This is a genomic window from Oceanisphaera marina, assembly GCF_014643915.1.
Lineage (GTDB): Bacteria > Pseudomonadota > Gammaproteobacteria > Enterobacterales > Aeromonadaceae > Oceanimonas > Oceanimonas marina.
Genome location: NZ_BMKE01000001.1, coordinates 54,723 through 80,001, shown reverse-complemented (window position 1 = coordinate 80,001; position 25,279 = coordinate 54,723). Strand labels below are relative to the sequence as shown.

19 protein-coding genes and 2 pseudogenes are annotated in these 25,279 nt (G+C 55.1%); 7 read left to right on the top strand and 14 right to left on the bottom strand.

Annotated features, from left to right (window positions below):
- Nucleotides 1–2 precede the first annotated feature (2 nt).
- Nucleotides 3–1,397, top strand: coding sequence for a serine hydrolase domain-containing protein (locus IEW52_RS00415; RefSeq protein ID WP_188628107.1), 1,395 nt, complete (start codon nt 3–5; stop codon nt 1,395–1,397).
- Between the two features lie 167 nt (nt 1,398–1,564).
- A complete protein-coding gene (locus IEW52_RS00410) occupies nt 1,565–2,341 on the top strand; it encodes a glucose 1-dehydrogenase (protein ID WP_188628106.1) in 777 nt (258 codons plus the stop codon).
- A 146-nt stretch (nt 2,342–2,487) separates the two neighbouring features.
- Here the strand turns inward: IEW52_RS00410 and IEW52_RS00405 are convergent, their stop codons facing one another.
- Nucleotides 2,488–2,841, bottom strand: coding sequence for a thioredoxin domain-containing protein (locus tag IEW52_RS00405; protein WP_188628105.1), 354 nt, complete (start codon nt 2,839–2,841; stop codon nt 2,488–2,490).
- A gap of 524 nt (nt 2,842–3,365) precedes the next feature.
- Between IEW52_RS00405 and IEW52_RS00400 the strand changes: the two genes are divergently transcribed.
- Entirely contained in the window at nt 3,366–4,427 is a 1,062-nt protein-coding gene (locus IEW52_RS00400; protein ID WP_188628104.1) for a T6SS phospholipase effector Tle1-like catalytic domain-containing protein, read from the top strand.
- Here the strand turns inward: IEW52_RS00400 and IEW52_RS00395 are convergent.
- A complete protein-coding gene (locus IEW52_RS00395) occupies nt 4,367–5,533 on the bottom strand; it encodes a hypothetical protein (protein ID WP_188628103.1) in 1,167 nt (388 codons plus the stop codon). The genes IEW52_RS00400 and IEW52_RS00395 overlap by 61 nt on opposite strands.
- Before the next feature lie 328 nt (nt 5,534–5,861).
- Here IEW52_RS00395 and IEW52_RS00390 point away from each other — a divergent pair, with 328 nt between their 5' ends.
- The 3 genes from IEW52_RS00390 (at nt 5,862) to IEW52_RS00380 (ending at nt 8,916) form a co-directional block, all read left to right on the top strand.
- Nucleotides 5,862–6,935: a YkvI family membrane protein gene (locus tag IEW52_RS00390; protein WP_188628102.1), complete on the top strand. Its 1,074-nt coding sequence runs from the start codon at nt 5,862–5,864 to the stop codon at nt 6,933–6,935.
- 210 nt (nt 6,936–7,145) lie between these two features.
- Nucleotides 7,146–7,436 (top strand): hypothetical protein, encoded by a 291-nt coding sequence (locus IEW52_RS00385; protein ID WP_188628101.1) that lies wholly within the window; start codon nt 7,146–7,148, stop codon nt 7,434–7,436.
- Nucleotides 7,437–7,971: 535 nt separating this feature from the next.
- A complete protein-coding gene (locus tag IEW52_RS00380) occupies nt 7,972–8,916 on the top strand; it encodes a nuclease-related domain-containing protein (RefSeq protein ID WP_188628100.1) in 945 nt (314 codons plus the stop codon).
- A gap of 14 nt (nt 8,917–8,930) precedes the next feature.
- Here IEW52_RS00380 and IEW52_RS00375 read toward each other — a convergent pair whose 3' ends face one another.
- From IEW52_RS00375 to IEW52_RS00365, 3 genes are read right to left on the bottom strand one after another with little or no spacing between them, the layout of a single operon-like run.
- Entirely contained in the window at nt 8,931–12,056 is a 3,126-nt protein-coding gene (locus tag IEW52_RS00375; RefSeq protein ID WP_188628099.1) for a DEAD/DEAH box helicase, read from the bottom strand.
- 42 nt (nt 12,057–12,098) lie between these two features.
- On the bottom strand, nt 12,099–14,990 hold the full coding sequence (locus IEW52_RS00370; protein ID WP_188628098.1) for a DEAD/DEAH box helicase family protein: 2,892 nt from the start codon (nt 14,988–14,990) through the stop codon (nt 12,099–12,101).
- A complete protein-coding gene (locus IEW52_RS00365; RefSeq protein ID WP_188628097.1) occupies nt 14,990–15,574 on the bottom strand; it encodes a class I SAM-dependent methyltransferase in 585 nt (194 codons plus the stop codon). The genes IEW52_RS00370 and IEW52_RS00365 overlap by 1 nt, the downstream gene beginning before the upstream one ends.
- Nucleotides 15,575–15,735: 161 nt before the next feature.
- Here IEW52_RS00365 and IEW52_RS00360 point away from each other — a divergent pair, with 161 nt between their 5' ends.
- Nucleotides 15,736–16,230: a nucleoside deaminase gene (locus IEW52_RS00360; RefSeq protein ID WP_188628096.1), complete on the top strand. Its 495-nt coding sequence runs from the start codon at nt 15,736–15,738 to the stop codon at nt 16,228–16,230.
- 282 nt (nt 16,231–16,512) lie between these two features.
- Here IEW52_RS00360 and IEW52_RS00355 read toward each other — a convergent pair whose 3' ends face one another.
- The 9 genes and pseudogenes from IEW52_RS00355 to IEW52_RS00320 form a co-directional block, all read right to left on the bottom strand.
- The gene (locus tag IEW52_RS00355) at nt 16,513–17,832 is read right to left on the bottom strand and encodes a type II toxin-antitoxin system HipA family toxin (protein WP_188628095.1); all 1,320 of its coding nucleotides are present in this window, start codon (nt 17,830–17,832) and stop codon (nt 16,513–16,515) included.
- The gene (locus IEW52_RS00350; protein WP_188628094.1) at nt 17,832–18,083 is read right to left on the bottom strand and encodes a helix-turn-helix domain-containing protein; all 252 of its coding nucleotides are present in this window, start codon (nt 18,081–18,083) and stop codon (nt 17,832–17,834) included. The genes IEW52_RS00355 and IEW52_RS00350 overlap by 1 nt, the downstream gene beginning before the upstream one ends.
- Nucleotides 18,084–18,660: 577 nt before the next feature.
- A complete protein-coding gene (gene trpA, locus IEW52_RS00345) occupies nt 18,661–19,467 on the bottom strand; it encodes a tryptophan synthase subunit alpha (protein ID WP_188628093.1) in 807 nt (268 codons plus the stop codon).
- Nucleotides 19,467–20,542 (bottom strand): annotated as a pseudogene (gene trpB / locus IEW52_RS00340) (tryptophan synthase subunit beta). Before trpB ends, trpA begins: the two are co-directional and overlap by 1 nt.
- Nucleotides 20,542–21,963 carry a bifunctional indole-3-glycerol-phosphate synthase TrpC/phosphoribosylanthranilate isomerase TrpF gene (gene trpCF, locus IEW52_RS00335; RefSeq protein WP_188628092.1) on the bottom strand — a complete coding sequence of 474 codons (1,422 nt, stop codon included), beginning with the start codon at nt 21,961–21,963 and terminating at the stop codon, nt 20,542–20,544. Before trpCF ends, trpB begins: the two are co-directional and overlap by 1 nt.
- Entirely contained in the window at nt 21,957–22,952 is a 996-nt protein-coding gene (gene trpD, locus IEW52_RS15650; RefSeq protein WP_229667737.1) for an anthranilate phosphoribosyltransferase, read from the bottom strand. The genes trpCF and trpD overlap by 7 nt, the downstream gene beginning before the upstream one ends.
- Nucleotides 22,953–22,961: 9 nt before the next feature.
- A pseudogene (locus tag IEW52_RS15645) lies at nt 22,962–23,558 on the bottom strand (aminodeoxychorismate/anthranilate synthase component II); the annotation flags it as partial.
- Entirely contained in the window at nt 23,551–25,101 is a 1,551-nt protein-coding gene (locus IEW52_RS00325) for an anthranilate synthase component 1 (protein WP_188628090.1), read from the bottom strand. The gene IEW52_RS00325 and the pseudogene IEW52_RS15645, both read right to left, overlap by 8 nt.
- Nucleotides 25,102–25,121: 20 nt before the next feature.
- The gene (locus IEW52_RS00320; protein WP_188628089.1) at nt 25,122–25,259 is read right to left on the bottom strand and encodes a hypothetical protein; all 138 of its coding nucleotides are present in this window, start codon (nt 25,257–25,259) and stop codon (nt 25,122–25,124) included.
- Nucleotides 25,260–25,279: the final 20 nt, after the last annotated feature.

Genomic DNA, 25,279 nt, shown 5'->3' with positions numbered 1-25,279 from the left:
TCATGAGCGAGTTTATTGATCTGCACGGCACGCGTTTTGGCACATTCTCATCCTATCGGACGTTTTTTTGTGGCCTGCTGTGCAGCCTGCCCCTGCTCACCTCGGGTGGTCTGGCTCAGGCCGCAGAGACCTCGGCACCGACAGCGACGCCACTGTCGGCCCAAGACAGTGATCCCAATAACATGGGTTGGATGCAGGGTTTTCCGCCCGCGCCCGACAAACGGCTGAAAGCGGCCGATGGCTCGTTTTTTGAATTTCCGGCGCTGCGTTACAGCGTTACTCACATGCGCCAGTTCTTGCCCACGGTAGCCGTATCACGCGGCCTGGCGGCTCCACAGCCGCTGGCATACCGGCTGGATCCGCTGATCGACAGCCTGCAATTTTTACCCTGGAACAGCAAGCAGCCGATGAGCTTTGCAGACTCGCTGTGGCATAACTACACCGACGGCATGCTTATTCTGCACCAGGGTGAAGTGGTCTATGAGCGCTACTTTGGCTCCCTGAAAGAAGATAACAAGCACGCCGCCATGTCGGTGACCAAATCCTTTACCGGTACCCTGGCGGCGATGCTGGTGGCCGAAGGCGCGCTGGATCCAAGCAAAGCAGTCGTGGAATACGTGCCCGAACTGAAAGACTCGGCCTTTGGCGATGCCACCGTGCGCCAGGTGATGGACATGACCACCGGGCTGCAATACAGCGAAGATTATGCCGATCCCAAGGCCGAGGTGTGGGAATACTCGGCTGCCGGCAATCCTTTGCCCAAGCCCGCCGATTACACCGGCCCAGTGGGGTATTTCGAGTATTTAACCCGGGTGAACAAGCAGGGCGAACATGGTCAGGCTTTTGGTTATAAAACCATTAACAGCGACGCCCTGGGCTGGATTATTTCGCGTGCAACCGGACAGTCGGTGGCCGAACTGCTGTCGGAAAAAATCTGGCGGCGCATCGGTATGGAGCAGGACGCCTATTATCAGGTGGATGAGCTGGGCATTCCGTTTGCCGGTGGCGGCCTGAGTGCCGGGTTGCGCGACATGGCGCGTTTTGGCGAGTTGATCCGCAACCGGGGGCAGTGGCTGGGTGAGCAGATAGTACCGGCCACCGCCATCGACGATATTCGCAAGGGCGGCAGCAAAGACGCCTTTGCCAAAGCCGGATACGACAAACTGAAAGGCTGGTCTTATCGCAACATGTGGTGGGTGACCCATAATGCCAATGGCGCCTTTGCCGCCCGCGGCGTGCATGGCCAGACCATTTATATCGACCCCGCCGCCGAGATGGTGCTGGTGCGCTTTGCCTCGCATCCGGTGGCGGCCAATGGTGCCAACGACCCCACGTCTCTGCCGGCCTACCAGGCCGTGGCCGATCATCTGATGGCAAAGCCCGTCGCGCAGCCGTAAGCGTTCAGTAACCGAAAGGCAAGGCCAGATGAAGAGCGAAAGATACACCGCAGCATCATAAATCGTAGGGTCGAATTCATTCGACCGGTTTCAGGTTTGGTGTTACCCATCACTCTGATGCTTGCTTTTCGTGGCAGCAATTTTTTTAAAATCGAGAGGACTACATCATGAATCCAGCAAGCTTGTTCGATCTCAACGGTAAAGTGGCCATTATCACCGGCGGTGCCAAGGGCATTGGCAAGGGCTGCAGTGAGATGCTGGCCGCTCATGGTGCCAGCATAGTGGTGGCCGACTTTAACCTGGAAGCCGCCGAAGCCACCGCCGAGCAGATCCGTAAAGACGGCGGCCAGGCCAGGGCCGTGGCCTGCGATGTCACCAAAGATGAAGACCTGACCGGCCTGGTCGATGCCACCCTGGCCGAGTTTGGCCAGATCAATATTCTGGTGAACAACGTGGGTGGCGGCGGTGCAGGTCGTGAAAGCCCCGCCACGCTGACGGTAGAGCAGTTTGCCCATACATTTGAGCTCAACGTGTTCAGCAACTGGCGCCTGGCCCAGCTGTGCGCGCCGCACATGGAGAATGCCGGTTACGGCTCCATCATCAATATGTCGTCGATGAGCTCGATCAACAAAAGCCCGGCCATCAGCGCCTATGCCTCGTCCAAGGCGGCCATCAACCACATGACCGCCAACCTGGCCTTCGACTATGGCCCCGCCGGCATTCGGGTGAACGCCGTGGGCCCGGGGGCGGTAAGAACCGATGCCCTGGCCTCGGTACTCACACCGGAAATTGAAGCCACCATGCTCTCCCACACCCCAATCAAGCGCCTGGGCGAGCCGGAAGACATCGCCGGTGCCGTACTGTACTTTGCCGCCCCCATCTCCAAGTGGGTGAGTGGGCAGGTACTGTTCGTCAACGGTGGCGGCGTACAAACCCTGGATTAAACAACTCTTCGGTTAATCAGCCCCGAACAACCAAAAACGGCGTGCCAGAGAGCACGGCGTTTTTATTTAAATGGTCACCGGCGGGGTCGGCGACGGTAAGGTCGAATTTATTCGACCGCTACGAACGGGCAGATTCGTGGTTTGCTTCAGTTGCCGCTATTCAAGCTGTCATCAAACAACAGCGAGTAGGGCCTGTCCAGCGCGGCCTTTATATCAGCCAACGAAAACACCTTGAAAAACTCGGTAAAGCGACTGCCCTCAAACCAGATTTGCACTACCGGCAGCGCCATAATGCGCTGCTGGGCACACAAGGCGCTGCCCCTTGTCTGGCAGTCGACATAACAGGCCTGCATGTAGGGGAACTGCTCCGCCAGCAGCCGTTGCAGTTGCGGCTTTAGCGCCTGACACACGCCGCAAGCCTGGCCGCCATACAACACCAGCACCGCCGAATGCTCGGCCAACAAACTGTCCAACTGCGCCTGATCAGTCACAATCAGCATATAAAACTCCTCTTGAAGGTGAGGGGGATGGCTAAAACAAAGCGTTAAGCTGTCAGCTGTACTTTATAAGTTAACTATAAGTCCCCGAACCCGTGATCTTTGTAGCCTGCCGCTTTAGCTGGCAGTCCCGCCTCAGCGGGATGTTAAACACCTTTCGCAGTGAAAGAGCGCAGAGCCCACGGAAAAACAGAGAGCAGACCTTAAAGCGGTTCAAGGAATCGGGCTCTGCAAATCCTGAATCCAACCCCGCCATCCTGATGTCCGTCAGCATGACGGCGTAACGACTAAACATCAGATCTGCCATGGAATTCACTGAGTCCATTGAAAAATTTTATTCTTCCGTGTTTTTCCGTGTATTCGGTGGCAAGAAGTGCCTTAAGATCTTTTTCCATTCCCCATTCCCCAATGAATCTGTTTAGCTCGGCGCAGGGCGCCATGTTTTCCCTTTCACGGATTTCAGATCAACACTGTGCTCTCCAATCTGGCATACGCTATATGCATCAATTGAACTCGAGAGCCTGCCTATGTCATACCAGCCACAACGATTGGTGCTGCTGTTCGACGGCACCTGGAACGACCCGCAAAACAATACCAACGTCATCAAGCTGGCGCGCAGCATAGCGCCCTTTGATGGCGAACGTCGCCAGCGTTTTTTTTACAGCCCGGGCGTGGGCACCACGGATGCCACTCGCCTGTTGGGCGGCATGTTTGGCGTGGGCTTAAGCCAAAACCTGTGCCTGGGCTACGACTGGCTGGCACGGCATTATCAGCCAGGCGACGAGGTGTGGGTGTTCGGCTTCAGTCGCGGTGCCTATACCGCACGCAGCATGGTGGGCATGATCCGTAAATGCGGTTTGCTGCGCATTATTACGCCCATTCAGCTGGCGGCCGCCGAACGATTATACCGCAATAAAAGCGCCGCCCCCGATGATGCGCTCTGCCGCCAGTTTCGAGACCTTTACAGCCGAGAAATCAAGATACACCTGCTGGGCGTGTGGGACACAGTAGGGGCCCTGGGCATTCCCGGTACCCTGATTTCGGAGCGGGGAACCTACTCCTGGCACGATACCAAATTGTCAAAAATCGTGGAGCGGGCCTACCAGGCCATTGCCCTGGACGAGCACAGAGCCGTGTACAACACCGTGCCCTGGATAAGCCCCAACGGCCAAAAGAAGCCCGAGCAACTAGCGGTGGAGCAACGCTGGTTTATTGGTGCCCACGCCAATGTGGGCGGCGGCTACCATAATGATCCGCTGGCCGATTTACCTTTGGCCTGGATGCAGCAAAAAGCCATGGCCGCCGGCCTGGTGCTTACGCCTGTGATCCCGGCAGAATATGCCTGGCTGAGTGCGCCACACGACTCGTTCAGCGAGTTTTTGGCGGGCTTTTATAGGCGTTACCGGCGCTGGTTTCATCAGGGCGATGGCCGTTATTATCGAGACATTTTTCGCGATAACGCCGGCAACCTGGCGGTGGGCGTGAGCATAGACCCGTCGGTATGGGCGCGCTGGCAACGCGTAGACAACTACCGGCCTCGCTCCCTGAGCAACGCCGAGCTGCTTCCCCCGACCCCAACGCCAACATAAGCCCGGCGTGCCCGGCCACTCAGCCTGGCCAGTATGAAATGAGCTACCCGCAACACGCCCATGAGTAGCGGGCCAAACAGCCAGAGCAGCCAACTGCCTAGGTAAAGCAGCGGAATCAACAGCAACAGCCACCCGGCAAACTGCACCGCCAGCACGGGATAGCCGAGCACCTTGGCGACCCCGGCCAGCACATCACTGATCAGGCTGGGGTGGGTCATTACCAGATAACCGGCACCGATAAACAGCGGCCATTTTGCATATCGGGCACTGCTCAGCACCATACGCCCACCCTGGCTTACCCGAGCCGCCAGGGCCGCCGAGCGGGTGGCCCGGCTGGCACTCTGGGTGGTCACCGCGGCGGCACGGCCCATATTCAATACCTTGACTGCGCTCGTTAACACCAGCACATCGACCGATGCCCAGCCAAAATCACCGGCGGTAACTTCTTCACCAGCGCGGTATTTGGTTTCCAGGCTGCGAATGCCGCTGGTAAAAAACTGGTTCAGTCCTTCCAGCATGCGTTCGGTCATTACCCACTGGGTTTCACCCTGGTCGTCCACCACAAACTGGCCAAGAAAGTCATGGCCTTCTTGCTTGATGAAGTTAACGGCAAACCAGCCCCGCTGTTGTGAAGAAAGCGCCTGATACTGGCTCGAAGGGGCCTCTGGAGCATCGGCACTTTTTGCCGCACCGGTAAAAAACTGCTTGAGCGCCTGATAGCCCTGGTCCGCCTTATTGATCAGCTCAATGCTGTAAATGGGGCGGGTCATAAAATGATGAATAGGCGGCAGCACGGTTTCACCATAGCGGCGCAGAATATCCTGAAATTCAGGCTCTGCACCGTAGAGTGAAAACACACCGCGGGCCATGTTCGGATAACGTATAAACGCCGCCTGCGCCTTTACCCGCAGCAGCGGGTCATCGGCCAGATCCAGCAGTATGGCCTGAACCCTGAGTGGTTCTTCTTCAATGCCGGGAAATTCTTTCAGCCTGTCGCCGGCCTGGATCTGTATCAGTTTCTGCTCGATGGGCACCGGGCGCACGGCCACACTGAATACAGCGGCCAATAACAGCGCCACACCACAAATGATAACGAGCTTTTTCACAGATTCATCCATCAATATCAAACAACACACAGGGGTATATCCGTTTTGTAGCAAGCCTACAACCGTTAATGGCAAAGCCCGCTAATCCAATACGTGGATACTGACGTCGCATAAATCATTATCGGCCCAAAGCGCGACTAAATACCGAGCCTGTTCAAAACGGGCATGGGTATACTGTGCCTGACCTCACATTCCACTAAGGTCGGATGTGACTTGTCAATTCAGTCTGTTAAGGTCTCGCGCATTACGGATGCTACAACAGCATCTTCTATCGAAATTGGTCAGTGCCGTTCAGCTGGCAGGCTACTTAATGGATTATTAGACGATCATGTGGAACATATTGAAAATAGCCAGTGCATTTATTGGCATTATCGTGGGGGCCGGCTTTGCGTCTGGCCAGGAAGTGTTGCAGTACTTTACCAGCTTTGGATACATGGGCACCGCCGCCGCCGTGGTAGCCACCGCGCTGTTTGCCTATCTGGGCATGATGCTGACCTGGCTTGGCAGCCGTACCGGCACCCGTTCGCACAAAACCGTGATTTACCAAATCAGCGGCCGCTATATTGGCGTGATCGTCGATTACGTGATCATCTTTACCCTGTTTGGCGTGGGCGTAGTGATGATCGCCGGTGCCGGCTCTATTCTCAATCAGCAGTTTGGTTTGCCTTCTTATATTGGCAGCGTTGTGATGACCTTGCTGATGGGCGCCACCCTGATGCTGCAGGTAAACCGCGTAGTGGGCCTTATCGGCAGCATAACGCCGTTTCTGGTGCTGGCACTGGCGCTTATCTGCGGCTACAGCCTGCTGACCATGGATCGCACCTTTGCCGAACTGGCACCCATTGCCGAAAGCATAGAGTCCACCTTGCCACACTGGCTGGTGTCGGCCGTTAACTATGTGTCATTCAATATTGCCGTGGGCGCGGCCATGTCGCTGGTCATGGGCGGTGCCGAGAAAAATGAAAATGTTGCCAAGTGGGGCGGCCTGCTGGGCGGTGCCGGCATTGGCGTGCTGATCATGATCAGCCACCTGGCCATGTTCTCGCAAATCGACAATATCGCCGGTTATCCACTGCCGTTGCTTAAAATCATCGACGGCATTTCGCCCTGGCTGGCCACCGCCATGTCGTTTGTGTTGTTCGGCATGATCTTCAGCACCGGTGCCAGCATGTTCTACGCCTTTGTGGCCCGCTTTGTAGACATGCGCACCCCGGCCGGCAACCGCTTCAGCATTGCCACCCTGGTAATCGGTTTTGTGGCCAGCTTTGCCGGCTTCACCAAGCTGGTGGCTTTCTTCTACCCGCTGATTGGCTATCTGGGATTGTTTTTGGTATTCGCGCTTATTTTTGCCCCTTTCAAACTCAAGCGAGACGCCCGTTTAAAGCTGGCACAAGCCCAATAACACTCTCACCAGATGAAAATAAAAAACACCGCATCCACGGATGCGGTGTTTTTTTATGCGCATTTCCATGCTTTATGTGGCAATACCGTTTGGCCGCTTTGTAACTGCACTGGTTCATGCCTGTACGTTATCCTTACTGGTTGTTGAACTAACTCCGGATGCGATATCTTTCAAGATACTGTGTGTTGAAAATCAGCAGGAGTGAGTGAAATGGCTGAGGCAATCGAAGCTGGAGCGATAGCGCATAAAACCCTGGCTGAGCTACGGGCCATGCACACCGGCACCTTGATGAATCGCCGCCAGGCCTTGCTCAAGTGCCCGGAAACCTCCACGCTCACCGCCCGGGATAAAGCCTCGCTGTTGCTTCCTATCCGCTTTAAAGATACGGCGGTGTGGCAAAATGCCTATCGAGATCTGAAAAGTGTGCTCGACACCAGAGAGCACCAGCCCACCAAGCAGCAACGTAAAGCCCTGCGCCAGGCGCGGGCCAAAAAACGATAGCGCGCCGTGGGCAATTTTCTGCAGCAAATAATCCGGTTTGCTGGAGGTAGAAACCCTGGACGAAACCGAGTTGCGCGAACGGGCCCAGGGCCTGCGGCCGGCAGTAGAGATAGAGCAGACATCCAGCGAGACTGAGCAAGAATGACATTCGAGTTATTTTGCTGCCCTGTAAAGGCCGAACGAAGAGTCTCCTCCACCGACACGCTGCGAGCACATCCATGTGGCGCTCAAACACATGACCTCCTTGTCATGTGATTGTCGGTGGAGAAGATCCCTTCATCCGGGCCTATGCTATGGAGTTGCTTGTTGGTAAGACCTGCGGGCAACTACTGTATGGATAGAGTACCTGGAGGAAGCTAATCTATGCGCCAAGCACGAGCGTAAAAGAAGTAAACCCTTAAAAAAAGTCAATTTGATTATGCTAGACAGTTATGAGGAAAATTCATGGAGTAATAGATATTACCTTAGGTGCTTGTATTAAAAGTTGTTAAAGTAGATGGATTGTATTTTAATTTAAATAGGTGTGAGGTTTGACATGGATTGGTTGTCACCAATTTATTACTTAGGTTTGGCTTTTATTTTTTTATTTTTACCTATGTTTGTTTTGTTGAGTGTGTTGACATATGTAAGGAAAAAAGAGGCTGGCCGCAGAGTTAATCCACTAACGGAAGACCTTTTCCGTACTCCAGGGTTTTCTTTACAGCAAAGAATAGATAGTATGCAATGGAATTTGATGGAGTCTATGATGATGATTCCTGTGCTAACAGCTATCGTACCTGCCCTATTTTTTATACAGGTAAAAATAGAAGAGCGGAGTGTTTCTTTTGCTAGCTGGGTTCCTATTGTAATTTTGATGATTATTGGCCTTACATACTATGTGCGAAAATTCTTTAAGCAAATAAAAAAAATAGAGAATCTTAGGTTAGGATATGCGTGTGAAATGGCTGTAGGGCAACAGCTAGAACAGATAGTTCGTCCCGATAATCGACCTTATCGTGTGTATCATGATATCCCCTTTGACGGATTTAATATAGATCACTTAGTCGTCGGTCCGAAGGGTGTATTTGTTATTGAAACTAAAGGAAGATCAAAACCACTTCACAATGGCAATAAGCTCTTTAAGGTGAGTGTAAAAGGTGATGCGCTCCATTTTCCTAAACATATCGAGCATGAGCCCATTCTACAGGTTAAGCGTAATGTACAAGCCGTGCGAAAGTGGCTGAGTGACGCAACAGGGTTTGATGTTCCAGTCGAAGGAGTCCTGACCATACCCGGATGGTATGTTACATCAGAGGAAAAAAGAAAGTCACTTTATGTAATGAATCCTAAGCAGCTTCCCTACTTATTTCCTGATGTGCAAAACGGTAAGCTAGACCTTGATAAAATACAGGCAATATCTTATCAAATAAGTCATCGAGTAAAAGATGTAGATCGTGAGCGAGTAGACCGCGTAGCATCGCGGCCACTCAAAAACTATTAATATGACAGCTAGTCTTATCCCAGCACACTAAACTCTTTGAATAACCTTACTGGTAGCTGATGTTTAAGCTGCCAGGTGATATTCATCGGCTTGCTGCCGTGATAATGCATAAATTTCACCGGGCCGCAGGCGCGATAGGGTGAGTTTTTGTCGATGCGCACAAATAGCTGAAACTGCCAGCCATTAGCTTCGCTTTCAATGTAGCGGCTGCCACTTGGAGTGCTGGGGCCAGCACTGTTTTGAGACTGCCAGTGGAACTGAGACTGACTGATGGCGTAGTCGTTATAGGCCACACCTTCGTGTAGGGCCGTACTCTTATCTAACGTCACGAACAGTAACTCGGTTTTTCTCTCTTTGAGCGTCAGTACACCCGCCTGAAACGGCGTACGCTTTTCTGCGCTAAGAAAACCTACGGCGGTAAGGATTTCCCGGCTTTGGTAAGCCGCATGTAATCGCAGCGGCGTGTTTTCTAGCCCAGGTAAGGGTGAGTATTGATGCTGTGTTCTTGCGTCTAGGTAGTTGCTGAGCTGAGCAAGCTCATTACATACGACTGGAACTTTAGATAGACGAGTGAGGAAGTCATGCGCCGACCCGGTTTGGCTTTGTTGGCCGTCTATTTGATATGCCAGCATTTGTAGCCGCTGCCGTTGTTGCTCATTTTCGATCGCGTAATGGGCATTATTCTCGGCGACGTGATTTATCAGTTGTAACTGTGCAGCATCATCCAGATGTAACAAACTACCCAGTCGACGGCTGAAATATCGTTCCTCGGCTGAAGCTTCACCCGGTAAGATCCCGGCATCTCGTTGCAGATTGGTCCAACCGCTGTTTTGGCCTGCGCGATAAATATCTTCCAGCTCCAACTGCTGCTCGTTGAGAAAATCATCAAGAGCCACTTGGTGATTGCCAGTCAGGCTCACATAAGCGTGCAACTCCTGTTGCAGGCGTCGCCAGTTCTGATTAAGAGCCTGTTTCAGGCTGCTAAGAATATGTTCTCTGGCTTGCTTTTGTAGTTGGATATAGCAACCGCTAGGTAGTCGGCCAAAGCCTTTATCTATGCTTTCGATCACTTCTCGGCGAGATAGGCCAGTAATGGCGCTGTAGAGCATATCGAAGCGGAATCCTTCTTTATGCTGGCCAACAAAATCAAGGATCAGGCAGCTTTCCTTGCCCTCGAACAGTCGTAGACCGCGGCCTATTTGCTGTTGAAACAGAGTGGCACTTTGGGTAGGACGAAGTAACAGCAAGGTATCGACAAAGGGCAGATCGATCCCTTCGTTATAGAGATCTACGGTCACGATGGCATGTATCTCGCCACGCTCCAGTTGTTTGGGCAGATCACGACGCTCTTGAACGGAGCTTTTACCAGTAATTACGCGAGCGATGATGCCGACCTTTTCAAACTGAGAGGCCATAAACTCGGCATGAGCAATGCTCACGCAGAACACCAAGCTTTTGCCGCGCCGGGGATCGTCTACTAATTGCTGCCAAGCGCGGACAACTGCCGCCGCTCGAACATGGTTCCCAGTAAGCAGGTTATCTAGGGCTTTGAGTTCGTTAGCTTGTTTCCAGGGGATCTCCCGGTAGTCGGTATCATCGTCACAGGCATAATATTCGAAGGGGGCCAACAGTTGCAGATCTAGCGCCTGCCACAGACGTAGTTGTGCTGCCGGTGAGCCGTCTGGGCGGTTATCGAAATGGCGCAGAATATTCTTGCCATCTGCTCGTTCCGGTGTCGCAGTTAAGCCCAGTAAATAAGCCGGAGAGATACTTGAGAGCAGTGTTTCGAAGCTGTTGGCTTCAATATGATGACATTCATCAATGATTACCATGTGCCAGTAATCTGTAGCTCGTTGAGAGACTAGCTTGCGGGCATTCAGGCTTTGAATGGTGGCAAATAGGTGCTGATCTTGCTCTGGTTGGTGCTCACCGGTAAATAGATCACCGAACTCGGCCTCGCGCAATACCAGCCTAAAGGTGCGCATGGCCTGTATCAGCAATTCCTTACGGTGGGCGACAAATAGTAGCCGTGGCAAGCCTCCTTGCTTGCGGGCTAGGCGACGGTAATCGAAAGCCGCCATCACGGTTTTACCGGTTCCGGTAGCCGCAACCAGCAGGTTGCGCATTCGGCCATGGGCTCTTTCATTATCCAGTTGTTCCAAGATATCTAACTGAAAGGGCTTGGGCTCGATATCGAAAAAGGTGGGGATTGCAATCAAATCTCGGCCAGACTCGCGTTTAAGTGCCTTGGCTAGCTCATTACGATGTGTTTGATCTTCTGGGTTATAAGATAAGAACTCGCCATCTTGCCACAGGGTTTCAAAATGTGCCTGTGCCCGTTGATAGAGTTTGTTCTGGCCCTTTTCTGTAAATTTAACCGTCCATTCTAGCCCGCCCATTAAAGCGGCTCCAGACAGATTGGCGCTGCCCACATAGGCGGAGCCAAAGCCGGTATTACGTTCAAATATCCAAGCCTTGGCATGTAAGCGGGTACGACGCCCGTCGAGTGATACCTTAACTTCACAATTAGGCAATCGGGCCAGTGTATCCAGCGCTTTTTGTTCTGTAGCACCCACATAGGTGGTGGTTAGCACTCGTACCTTGGCTTGGCTTTGCCCCTTGGCATCGGTGCTGGTGATCTGCTTGAGCACCTCTATGATCTTTCGGACTCCAGATACGGTGATAAAACTCACCAGAATATCGACGCTGTTACATGATGCCAGTTCGGCTGTGAGCTCATGCAACAGGGCGGGAGAATCTTTACCGGCGGTAAACAGCCAGGGTTGTGCTAAACCGATGGCTGGAAGCTCAGGCTTTTGCTGAGCGGGGTACAAGGATCGCAGTACTTGAGGCGGAGTGCATAACAGATCGGATACATCATCTTGGTTCACTCGCTGACGAGAGTATCGCAGTATGTCGTTGATAAGCTCGGCTTGTGCCTTCACCTTGACCTGTTTATCACCACTGACCCCAGCTAAAAGCTGGGACAGCTGCTCGGCCAACGCATCAGCCAAACGTTCGTGACTGAAGGCCGGATTTAGTTCTTCGGGGTGGGCGCTGAGCCCGCTTTCTGATACTGCCTGTTCTACTCCCTGAGTGGTGAGCAGATCGTAGAGTCCCTGTGCCAATGGTGCTTTCATCTTATCCCTTGTTATTGTTTTTTATTGTCATTGAGCAGGTTCTTAAATCACGCCTTTCAGTCGTGCAAACGGCTTCATGTCGTCGGTGGCAGTGATGTCGTCGTAATCCGGGTTGCTGGCGTGGAGGTGGTAGCTGCCGTCCGGGGTTTTCTTCACGATTCGCAGCAGATACTGGTTATCGCCGGTGGTGTCTTGTTGTTCGATGGCGAGGGTTTGATTGCTGATGGATCCGGCACTATCCGAGCTGATCAATTCCAGCAGTAGCAGATCTCCATCCTGTATGGGATGTTTGCCGCCGTTCATGGAATTGCCTCTGGCGTGAGCCAGAAAGTGCCGTTTGCTGTCGAGAGGGCCGTATTGATCGGCAATGGTCATGAGCTTGGCATCGTCGCTGCGGCCGGTTTTAAAATGGCCACAGGCAATTTTAAGACTGGGGAAGTAGGGCAGTTCGATAACGTTTGCTTGGGTAACACTTGCAGTTGCTTTGGTTTTAGCCAAAGCATCGGCTTTGCGACGGCGGTATTCGGCCAGGCGCAAGTCGACCAGTTCCTGCATCATCAGGTGCAGGGTTGCCAGTTCATTATCGGGCAAGCTGAAACGGGGCGTGAAGTGCTCGTTGATGACGTCAAACCAGTAATCGGCCCGAGAGTCGGGGTTACCGCCGGTGCTGAATTTAACGGGGTTGTTTTTCCAGTAGGTCAGCCAGGTTGTCGAGTTGGCAGTCATGGCCTGCTGTGCGGCAGGCAAGTCTAGTTGTAACAAGTCTGGGTGGCGTTCCAGCACATGGCGCGATTGCTCGGCCAGGGCGCTCAGGGTCGTCGGGTGGCGCAGGCCGTCGAGATCCAGCAGCGCCTGCAGCAGGATGATCTTGAAGCTTTTGGTCAACGAGGTGGTTTCTATGCCGGTCAGTAAAAAGTCTCTGAGCTTGTCCAGCACGATCACGGCAGAAGGCGTGAGATCACCTTCGCTTTGCGTCAGTTCAAACCAGCTGCCGTGTTGTTGGCGTAATTTGCCAAAGTTGAGCCCCGCCTGAAAAGCCTGTACGGCCGTTGGTCGGTGGCCCTGTTCGTCTTTCAAGCGGCGATAATCGTCCACGACTTTAACCCGGCCACCATAGCGCAGTTTCTCCATCAAGGGGATCAGCTGGGGATCCAGGTTGATGAAGCAGCCTTCGGGCAGGGCCGGCGTGGTTTGGCTGCCGCTTATTCTTTCAGTACCGGTGACGGTCTGTAACAGCTCTGGCTTGAACAGACAGGCGTTATGATTGCCCACCAGATCGATCACCATCAGGTGCGTTTTGCCGGCACATAGGCGCAGGCCCCGGCCCAGCTGCTGCAAAAATACAATGCGTGATTCGGTGGGGCGCAGCATCAGCAGGGTGTCGATGGCCGGCAGATCCGTGCCTTCGTTGAACAAGTCGACCGAGAAAATAACCTGCAATTTTCCTTCCGCCAATTCGCTCAGTGCCTGGTTACGGGGCATGGCCGAACCGGCATACACGGCGGCGGCTTTGATGTTGGCTGCGTTGAAGGTGCGCGCCATAAAGTCGGCATGGCGAGTAGAGATACAAAATGCCAGAGTGCGACTCTGGCTAAACTCGCGCCATTTTTCCAGTGCGTGTCTGGCTCGTTTCTGGCTGGCAAAGGCGGCGTCTAAAGCATCGGGATCGAAGCGGCCGTTGCGCCACGGGATCTCGTCGTAGTTGATAAACTCGTCAAATACGCCCTGGTAGATAAAGGGCACCAGATGTTTATCGACGATGGCGTCGCGCAGGCCGCGCTCGAACACCAGGTTATCGTCGCACAGGGCGAGTATGTCGGCCTGATCGGTGCGGTCGGGCGTGGCGGTCAGGCCAAGCAGAAAACGGGGCCGAAAATGATCCAGCAAGCGGCGATAGGTCGGGGCCGTGGCATGATGAAATTCATCGACAATGATGTAATCAAAGTGATGCTGATCGAATTGCTGTAAATGTTCGGCGCGGCCCAGGGTTTGCACCGAAGCAAACAGCCAGTCTGCCTGTTGTTGCTGTTGGCCGTTATACAGGCCGGTGTGGGCCTTGGGATTCATGCGAATGAAGGTGGCCTGAGCCTGACGGATAATCTCGTCGCGGTGTGCCACAAACAGCAGTTTTCCGGCCTTCAGCTGGCGAGCATCAAAGGCAGCCAGCCAGGTTTTGCCCAAGCCGGTGGCCATGACCACCAGGCCGCGCTTGAAGCCTTGCTGGCGAGTGTGATGCAAGGCGGCCAGTGCTTCTTCCTGTACCGCATTGGGCAGGGGTGTGTCGCGCAGCGTCTCATCGTCGCTGGCGGTATCGCCGGTGATCAGACGAAGCTGGGGTAATGAACTTTGCTGGTAACGTTCAAGATAAGCATGGATCCAGTGATGAGTCAGTGGCTTCAGGCGAGGGTCTTGTGCCAATTGCTCTATCCGGCTTTGCAGCGCCAGCAAGCTGGCTGCGGCAGGGCTGTTAATGTCGTCGTCGACCCTTAGCTGCCAATTCCATTCCAGTGATTCGGTGAGTGCCGCGCGCGAGATATTGCTGGAGCCCACCAGGCCCAGTCCGGTCAGATGCTGGCGGGTGTGTTGCTGAATAAACAAATACGACTTGAGGTGAAAACCCGCATTGCCTGCGCTTTCATAGATGTGCACCCGGGCACCGCGCTCGGCCAGCAGCATCATTTCTCGCAGGGCGACCGGTTCGGTCACATCCAGATAGTCGGAGGTGATGATGCGCAGGGTTACACCGCGATCAAGGGCCTCAAACAGGGCGGTATGCAACAGGCGCCAGCCGCTGTAACGAATGAAAGACACGGCAATGTCGATCTGGCTGTGGGCACAGGTCTGGTTGATGGCGTTAAGCAGAGGTTCGAGCAGCGGCTGATTAAAGCCCGGATCCTGAGGGCTGCCACCGGTCAGCAGTTGTGGCGAGCTCATCAGACGGTATCCTTTCTTAACACCGCATTCAGCCAGCGCTCCTGTTCCCGGCCGGGGCGCAGATCGCCGGTTTGCCAGTGTTCAACCAGATTCAGCGACAGGCCCTGTAGCAACTGCTCTAGTCCGGTTTCATCCAGGTTGGTGAAGTGGCGTCCTTCACGAGTCACTTCGCCATGGCCGTATTTGAAGGAGCAGTAAAACACGCCGCCGGGTTTCAATTGCTCGGTCAGGTGCGCCATCACGGCGGTTAGTTCGGCTAACGGTACATGCAGCAGAGAGGCACAGGCCCAAATGGCGTCTGCCGGTGTGGGGGGCGTGAACTCTTCGAAGCGGCACAGGCTGATTGGCAGGCCGGTGTGCTGGCGGGCCAGTTCGACCAGTGCCGGGCTGGCATCGAAGGCGCTGACGCTAAAGCCCGAGCTGGCAAAATAAAGGCTGTCTCGGCCCGAGCCACAGCCGGCGTCCACAATGTGGCCGCCCTTGGCAACATAAGGCAGAAACCGCTGGTACAGGGGCGTCATGTCCACGGATTTGGTGTTGTGATGGAAAAGCTCGGCTTGCTGCTGATAGTAATCGAGTGACATTTTTCTGCTGTAAAAGTGGGTGCCTTTCGGTACTGTATCAGACTCAACAAAGACTTGTCTGACTCGGTCGGGCAAGGTTGTGATTTTGTAGTGCCGAATCCGGTCAGCTAGAGTGGGTAACAAATCATTTTTGCTGAATCTACCGCAAACAGGGGGATAAGATGGCATTGAACGAGCAGGATTTACGACATCTGCGCCGGTGTGTGGCATTGGCGGAAGAGTCACTGAACAGCGGGGACCAGCCGTTTGGTTCTGTGCTGGTGTCGGCCAATGGCGCCGTGTTGGCCGAAGATCACAACCAGATCCATACCAATGCCACCTGGCATCCCGAGCTGGCCCTGGCGCAGTGGGCGGCTGAGCATTTAAGCGAAACCGAACGGGCGCAAACCACCCTGTATACCTCGGGTGAGCATTGCCCCATGTGCGCGGCGGCTCATGCCTGGGCGGGGCTGGGGCGAGTGGTGTATATCTGCTCCGCGGCGCAGTTTGCTGCCTGGTGCGACGAATGGGGCCTGCCGGCCGCGCCGGTCAAGGCGCTGGCCATCAACGAGGTGGCGCCCGAGATCACCGTAGTGGGCCCGGTGCCGGAGTTGATGGACGAAGTCCGCGAGCTGCACAAGCGCTATTTCGGGATAAAGGACAGTTTTAAGCCGTAAGCTGTCAGCGGTAAGTTAAACCAACTGGGCGGTAGGGTTGGTATTGTGCCTGATGACTGGGCATGGCCTGTTCCGGCAGCTGAAGCGCCGGGCTGCAGGGGGCAGTGTGTTTTGTATCTTCAGAATACAAAACAAGATACCGGGGTAAGCCTGTTAATACGGCATAGGGCGGTTTATTGTAGGTGCCGCTTTGAGCGCGCACTCCCGTCTCGGCGGGATTTTAAAAAACCTTCTGCTAACGCAGAGCTGGCAGCTGAAGCGCCAGACTACAGGGGGTATCTTTTAGTTGGAAGCGGCTGTTAACCGTTTGGCTCGTTTTTCTAGCCCTGAGAAGATAGCCTCGCTAACTTCGTCCGGAAAGTTTGCCGGTAACGATTCTCTGACTGCTTTTATGGCTGTGGGGACGCGATTGCCAACGTCATCCAGTATTGCCTGCATCGTTGTTTCATCAAACCCGGCCGCCTGAGCTGTTGCTATAAAATGGCGAGGAAAAAGGTTATACCATTTGTAATGTCGGCCAGATTTCCCCTGTAGTCCCATGGCCATTTTTATTTTGCGTTCAGATAACCCCAAACCTCCCATCACTGGGTAGACCGACAAAATGTCATAGAGGGGCGTTAGTCTGAAAGCTCCACTCGGCAGTAGAAAAACCGAAAAGTTTTTGGCGTGGCCGTCCGTTGCTGCCAGCAGCCAGAATACCACTTGAGCTCGCATGAACGTCGCTCTGTCTTGCTCTGGCCGAGCAGAACCCAGCAGATAAGTCATTATGTCGATAATTCCCGGGCCGCCGTCACTTTCGTATTTGAGGCCGGGAGATACCCCCAGCACCTGACAAAAATCCTCTTGCGGTAAACGCATTATCCACTGGTTGTCAGAAGAATGGCGGCGGTCAAAACGGGTTACCGATAGCGCTCGGAAAGCCTTAACTTCAAGAATATCTGCTTCTGCTACTTCTAGGCCTAAAGCTTGGGCCAAGCGTAAGCAAACCAACTCGTTCTCGACACTGGTACTTAAATCAATCGTATGAGAATGACTTTGAATTGCACCTATTGGCAACTTGATAATATGCGTTGTTGGCGTGCTCCCCAGTGGCAGATACCAGCTTCCATTTTGTTTGAGTAGTGCAGTCTTTTCCTGTGCGCCGGCAATCGAAATTCGAAAGTCTTCTTCTCCGGCAATCATCCCCAATGGCGCATTGGATTGGTAACCTTGCAATATATTTAGTAATGACAACTCATTCAAAGACTTGCAGTGGATTGCTCGAATATCTTCCGGATGGCAGCCGGCTGGATAGATCTGCAGAGCCCCAACGCTATCCATCCCTATTTTGGCTAACAGGTCGAAGGGTTGGCTCGAAGCTGCCTGATGGCGCGCGACAATACGCTGTCGGATTTGCATATTATCCGGCAGTAAATTATCGAAGAAGTTATATACCACTTCACCTTTGAAGGGTTGCTGCCTTAGTGGTAATGACAGTGAAATAGGGCGGGCTCCCGGCATATTGAGCCAGTCCTGGTTATACCAGAACTCATGGGCACCAGATGGTGATCGATATAAAGTCCCTACTTGGTAGCCATTCATGGCAATGGTTAGATTGGCCATTACCATTCTTCCTTCCATTGCTCTGCGGCATTAGGAGTGCTGCCGCGGGGTTTGACTTCCAGCTCGAGATCCAACGCCGAAAGTAATTTGAACAGGGTATCGAGTCGAGTGCCTTCTGGGGTGTTCTCGAATTTGGATACAGTATCTTGGCGCAGCCCTACTTTACGAGCAATGACGGTTTGCGATTGCCCTTGTTGTTTACGCTGATCCTGCAATATATAGCTGAGCTGGCGAGCAGATGTTACTTTCAAGGGTTTCCCTTACACGCTATAGCCGATAAAAATAACTTTACACGCTTTAGCGTATAAAAACAAAAATACACGGTATAGCGGGTAAAACCAGGAGGTGGTAAAGAGTGCAAGGTAACGCCTGGCGACACACTGGACCGGCAGCTAAAGCGCCGAGCTACAGGGAGCGGTGTGTTCTGTAGTCTGCCGCTTTAGCTGGCAGTCCCGTCTCAGCGGGGTGTTAAAATTATCCTGCTAACGCAGGGGCGAGCCTGCCTCGCCGTGACGAATCATTTCAGCTTAATCGAATATCCAGTGAATATTCGCAGTGGGCTAAAATGATGAGTATCCACTTAGCTGAAGCGCCGGACTACAGGGGATTGTAGCGTTGGTTATTCGTCTGTGCTTCTCGTAGTAAAGAGTCGTGGCAAAATGTCTTTAAATCCAGCTACGCTGGCCTGCCGACTAAAGTGGCAGCTACAAAAGATGCAAAGCTCCGGGTATGACGGCTAAACACATGACAGCGCGATAAAAAACACCGAGCCTGGGGCTCGGTGTTTGGGGTTAACTTTTCGCTTCCAGCTTACCGCTTTCGGCTATGTTACTTGTGCGTTGCCGCTTTCATGTCTTTCACGAAGGCGGTGAGGGCGTCGGTCATGGCCTGGTGGTCATGCTGGTGCTGTTCGATAATCTTGACCACGGCGGAGCCGGAGATGGCGCCGGCGGCACCGGCACTGATGGCGTCGCGTACCTGCTGCGGGGTAGAAATACCAAAGCCGAGCAGTGAAGGCGGCGCATTAAACTGCTTGAGCGTGGCCAGCAGGGTGTCTACCGGTTTGCCGGCCTTGGTTTCGGTGCCGGTTACGCCGGCGCGGCTCAGCAGATAGGTGTAGCCCGAGCCCGCTTCGGCAATGGCTTTCAGGGTGGCTTCGTCGCCGTTGGGCGGGGCGATAAAAATGGTTTCTATGCCCGCCTTGTCGGCGGCGGCTTTAAAGGGCGCCGACATTTCCAGTGGCGCATCGGCTACCAGTACCGAGTCTACGCCTGCGGCCGCGGCACGGCGGTAAAAGTTGTCCAGGCCGGGGGCAAACACCAGGTTGGCGTATACCAGCAGACCCATGGGAATGTCGGGGTATTTTTCCCGTACCTGGGCCAGCATGTCGAAGCAGGTCTGGGTGCGAGTGCCGGCATTCAGGGCGCGCAGGGTGGCGGCCTGAATGGTGGGGCCGTCGGCCACCGGATCGGAAAACGGAATGCCCAGCTCCAGGGCATCGGCACCCCCGGCAATCAGGGCGTCAATCACCTTGAGTGATTGCTCGGGCGTAGGATCGCCCAGAGTGACGAAGGGCACAAAGGCCCCCTGGTTGGCAGCCGTTAAACGGTCAAACAAGCGATTGTAACGGCTCATTATATTTCTCCCTTCTGCTCTAGAATGTCGGCCACGGTAAAGATGTCCTTGTCTCCACGGCCGGACAGGTTAACCACCAGCACCTGCTCTTTTTCAGGCTCGGCGTCGGCCATTTTAAGGGCGTAAGCCAGCGCGTGAGAGGATTCCAGGGCCGGAATAATACCTTCGTTACGGGCCAGAGCCTGAAAGGCGTCCAGGGCTTCATCGTCGGTGACCGATACATATTCGGCGCGGCCGGTGGTGGCAAGAAACGCATGCTGAGGGCCCACAGAAGGGAAGTCGAGACCGGCAGACACAGAGTAAGACTCGGATACCTGACCGTCTTCGTTATGCATCATCAAAGACAACATGCCAAAGAAGATGCCCTGGGTACCTTCGCCCAGAGTCGCGCCGTGCTCGCCGGTGGCAATGCCCTTGCCGGCGGGCTCTACGCCAATCAGCTTGACGTTTTCTTCTTCAATAAAGTCGGCAAAAATACCGATGGCGTTGGAGCCACCGCCCACGCAGGCAATTACGGCGTCGGGCAGGCGGGCTTCGTGCTCCACAATCTGCACCTTGGCTTCTTCACCAATCATGCGCTGAAATTCACGCACTATGGTGGGGAAAGGGTGCGGACCGGCGGCGGTACCCAGCATGTAGTGGGCGGTTTCGTAGTTGGCGGCCCAGTCGCGCATGGCTTCGCTACAGGCGTCTTTCAGGGTGGCCGAGCCGGCGTGCACCGGTATGACTTCGGCGCCCATCAGTTTCATGCGAAAGACGTTGGGCTTTTGGCGTTCACAGTCTTTGGCACCCATGTACACGCGGCACTTCAGGCCCATAAGTGCACAGGCCAGGGCGGTGGGTCTTCCCGCTTCAGGTAAATGCGGGTTTTGGTGTGGGAGGCCAGGTTACGCACCCGGGTCAGTGGCGTGGGGCGACCGGCATACTCGCTGAGCAGTTCGCGAAATTCGCGATCAAACTCGGGGTCTTGTTGTGAATCAACGAAGGCCTGCTCCAGTTGCAGTAAGGCTGGCATAAGGATTTGCGGCACATACATGCCACCAAAATCACCGAAAAAAGGATTAAGTAAGCTCATTATTTGGTTGTCCTGCGTCCTGAATGGGGGGTTCCGCGATTTGCTCTGCGGCCATAGCTGCGAAGAGAAGTGAAAGCGGCCTGCAGTTTCTGGGCATCTTTTTGCCCCGGGGCGCTTTCTACGCCGGAGTTGAAGTCCAGCCCCAGACAGCCAAGGGCTGCGGCCTGGTGGGCGTTTTCCGGGGTGAGGCCGCCGGCCAGCATGGCCTGGCTGTTGTCTATGTTGTTCAGTAAAGACCAGTCAAAGGCCTGGCCGGTACCGCCACTCTGGCCACCGGCCTGGGTATCAAACAACAGGCGGTCGGCGCCTTCTGGCAAGGCGGGCAGGGCGTCGGTGACCGGCACCGCTTTCCAGACCGCCACTGTGTCGGGCAGCTGCTGCTTGAGGGCGCTGATGTAGGCGTCGTCTTCGCTGCCGTGCAGCTGCACCGCGTGCAGCCCCAGCTCGCGTGCGGTACTGCTTACCTCGGTCAGATCGTGATTTTGAAACACGCCCACATAGTGCAGGGGCGCGGCGGCCATAATGGTGCGGGCCTGCTCTGTGCTCACGCAGCGTGGGCTTTTGCCCACAAAAATCAGGCCACCGTGCACGGCGCCGGCGCTATAGGCGGCGGCGGCATCCTGTGGCCGAGTCAGGCCACATACCTTGTTACTGCCCAGAATCAGCTTGCGTACCGCCAGCTCGACATCGTGCTGGGCCATCAGCGAGCTGCCCACCAGAAAGCCATCGGCATAAGCCGATAATGCCTGCACCTGGGCATGATCATGAATGCCTGATTCGGAGATCACGATGCGATCGACCGGAATAAGCGCAGACAACACCTTGGTACGATCAAGATCGATACTCAGGTCGCGCAAATCGCGGTTGTTGATGCCAATCACTTTGGCGTTAAGGGCAATGGCGCGCTCTACTTCTTCTGCGCTTATGACTTCGGTCAACACCCCCATGTTCAGGGATTCGGCCACCGCGTTCAGCTCGCGATACTGTTCGTCGTCGAGTACCGACAGCATCAGCAGGATGGCATCGGCCTGGTGCAAACGGGCCAGCTTGATTTGATAGGGATCGATAATAAAGTCTTTGCAGATCACCGGCTGACTCACCTGGCCACGCACCCGGGTCACAAAGTCGAACTGACCCTGAAAATACTTTTCGTCGGTCAGTACCGAAATGGCCGAGGCATGGCGGCCATATACCTGGGCGATGGCATCCAGATCGAAATCTTCACGGATCAGCCCCTTGGACGGCGACGCCTTTTTGCATTCCAGAATAAAGGCCGGGCTGCTGGCCTGCAGGGCTGCCACAAAGGGGCGGTCGCTGGGGGTTAAGGTAGCTTCGAAGCTGCTTAACGGCTGGCTTTGCTTGCGCTCGGCGACCCAGATTTTTTTGTCGGCAACAATTTTGCCCAAAACGGTACTTAACATTGGCTCAACTCCGCCAGTTTATTGGCAACTTCCATGGCTTTGCCCGATTTTAACACAGCCAGCACCTGGGCAACCGCTTCTTTTAAGGTATCGGTCTGGCCGCTCATCACCAGCAATGGCGCCACGTTCATGGCAATCACACCTTGCTGGGCGGGGGTACCACGGCCCTGCAGCAGTTCAAGGGTTATGGCCTTGTTTTCACTGGGCTCGCCGCCGGCAACCGCGCTAATGGGATAACGCTCCAGCCCCAGCTCTTCGGGAGTGATGCTATATTCGCTGATCACGCCATTGGTAATGTCTGCTACCGTGGTGGGGCCGTGAATGGCCACTTCATCCAGGCCGCTGCCATGTACCACCATGCCGCGCTTGAGGCCCATGGCCACCAGGGTGTCGGCAATGGGGCGCACCAGCTCTTCACAATACACGCCCAGCAGCATGAAGTCGGGGCGGGCGGGGTTAACCAGCGGCCCCAGCACGTTGAAGATGGTGCGGGTTTTCAGGGCCTGACGCACCGGCATGGCATTGCGCATGCCGCCATGGTAGTTGGGAGCAAACAGGAAGCAGGCATTCACTTCGTCCATGCAGTGGCGGGCGCGCTCCGGGCTCATGTTCAGATCAATGCCCAGCTGCTCAAGCAGGTCGGACGAGCCGGACTTGGACGACACGCCGCGGTTGCCGTGCTTGGCCACTTTAAGGCCACAGGCGGCCGCCACCAGTGCCGAGGTAGTGGACACGTTGAAGATGTTCATGCCATCTCCACCTGTGCCCACTATGTCGCAAAACGGGTAGTCAGGACGAGGGAAGGGCGAGGCGGCCTCCAGCAGGGCTTGCGCGGCACCGGCGATTTCATCCGGGGTTTCGCCCTTCATTTTCAGTACCGTCAGCAAAGAGGCCATGGTCATTTGATCCATGTCGCCCTTGATCAGCTCACCAAACAGGGCCTGGGACTGACTGCGGCTGATGTGTTCGCCACGATACAGCTGATCCATGGCCTTGGTTTCCGGCGCACTTAAAAAGGCCAGGCTTTGGGCCAGCAGTTGCGCGCCCTCCGTGGTCATGATGGACTCGGGATGAAACTGAAAACCCAATACCCGCTTGGCGGTATCCTGCACCGCCATGGTCATGCCGTGGTAATCGGCAATCACCGGCAGGGTACTGGGGATCTTGCTGCCCACCAGCGAGTGATAACGGGCCACCGGCAGCGGGTTGGACAGGTTGGCAAACACCCCCTGGCCGTTGTGGCTGATCAGTGAGGTCTTGCCGTGCTTGATTTCACCGGCGCTGCCGACCACGCCGCCGTAGTGCTCCACCAGAGCCTGATGGCCCAGGCAAATGCCCAGAATAGGGAAGCGACCGATGCAGGTCGTGATCAGCGCCGGCATGTTGCCGGCTTCGCTGGGGGTGCCGGGGCCTGGCGACAGCACCAGAATAGGCCGATCTCCCTGTTGCTGGCTTTGCTCCATGGCAGCCATCAGTTGGGGTACCGGCACCGTATTGCGATACACCTTGACGGTGGCGCCCAGGGTACGGAATTGATCCACCAGGTTGTAGGTAAAAGAGTCGTAGTTATCGAGCAGGAAAATAGTGTTAGTCATGGCTCACCTCCGCCAGTGTGGTGCCGTGGGCCAGGGCGATGGCGTTAAGTACCGCCGCCGCCTTGTTGCGGGTTTCGTCGGCTTCCGACTGCGGATCCGAGTCATACACCACGCCGGCACCGGCCTGCACGTGGGCCACGCCATCACTGACAAAGGCCGAGCGGATCACGATGCAGGTGTCCATGTCGCCCTGGCCGTTAATGTAACCCACGGCACCGCCGTAGCTGCCGCGACGTTCCTGTTCCACTTCCCGAATAAGGGCGCTTGCGCGAATTTTGGGCGCGCCGGTCAGGGTGCCCATGTTCATGCAGGCCTGATAGCCGTGCAGGGCGTCCAGATCGTGGCGCAGGGTGCCCACTACGCGCGACACCAGGTGCATCACATGGCTGTAGCGGTCTACGCTGAGCAGGTCTTTCACATACCGGGTGCCGGGCTCGCTGATGCGGGCAATGTCGTTGCGGGCCAGGTCCACCAGCATCAGGTGCTCGGCGGTTTCCTTGGTATCCTGGCGCAGATCCAGCTCGATGCGGCCGTCCAGATCCAGGTTGACGCTGCCGTCCGGGTTCAGGCCGCGCTTGCGGGTACCGGCTATGGGGTACATTTCAACCATGCGGCTGGCGTGGTCGAATTTAACCGAGCTTTCGGGGCTGGCACCAAACAGGGTGAAGTCCTGGTCATTCACATAAAACAGATACGGGCTGGGGTTGGTTTGCTTGAGTTTGCGATAGGCGGCCAGCGGGCGCGGGCAGGGCAGGCTGAAGCTGCGCGACGGCACCACCTGAAAAATATTGCCGTCTTGAATATGCTGCTTGAGGTTGGTGACATCGGCCTTGAATTCGGCATCGCTCTTGCTGGCCTGAATGTGGCCGTGCAACTGGGCATCGGCGGCGGGCTCGGGATGAGCTCGACCACAGGCCTCGGTCAGCTGTTGCAGTCTTGCCAGCAGTCGGTTTTGTTCGGCGGCGTCAAATACGCAGGCCGACAGACGTCCGGTTTCCTGTTTATGATCCAGCGTAATCAGGGTTTCGGCCAGGTAAAAACAAAAGTCGGGGCAGGCATTGATGCCTTCAGGCACGGCGGCTAACTGCTCGAATGATGCAATCAGATCGTAGGCAAAGGTGCCGGCCATAAAGATGTGCTGCTGGCCTTTATCGGCCTGAAAGCGCGTTAAAATCAGGCGCAGGGTTTCCAGTACCGATGGCGCCTTGAGGCGGCTGTCTTCGTCCAGGGTATCGTCTGCCTGGGGCAGGGTCACCACCAGTTGCCGGGCTGTCCGCTCGCCGCCCAGTGCCTGTTGAACCAGGTCTAGCGCGGGCAGGCCGTTATTGTTGAGGGCGCTGAGGGTGACGGTGTGCTGCTGGCATACCAGGCGAACACAGGCATCCAGCATCAACAGGCTTTGGGTACCGGCCTTGGTGTCTATTTCTGCCGATTCCAGCAGCATGCTGTTGTCGCCGGCTTTTGTAAGGGCTGCGAATAACGCGAGCGGATCGTCGGTGTAGGGTGCATCTTGCAATAAAACGTGGAGCTGACCTTGCGCCATCTTGTTGTCTTCCTTATGTGTTAATCGCGGTCATCAGGTATCTGCCTGATCACCTGGCTGGCAATGTCGTCATCGGTAATGGTCACGAATGCCGTTTTAATCGGGGTAACCTGCGGCTGAGATTGCCATCGCCAAAAAATCTTGTCGGTCGGTTTCATCGCGTCACCTTTTGCTGGAT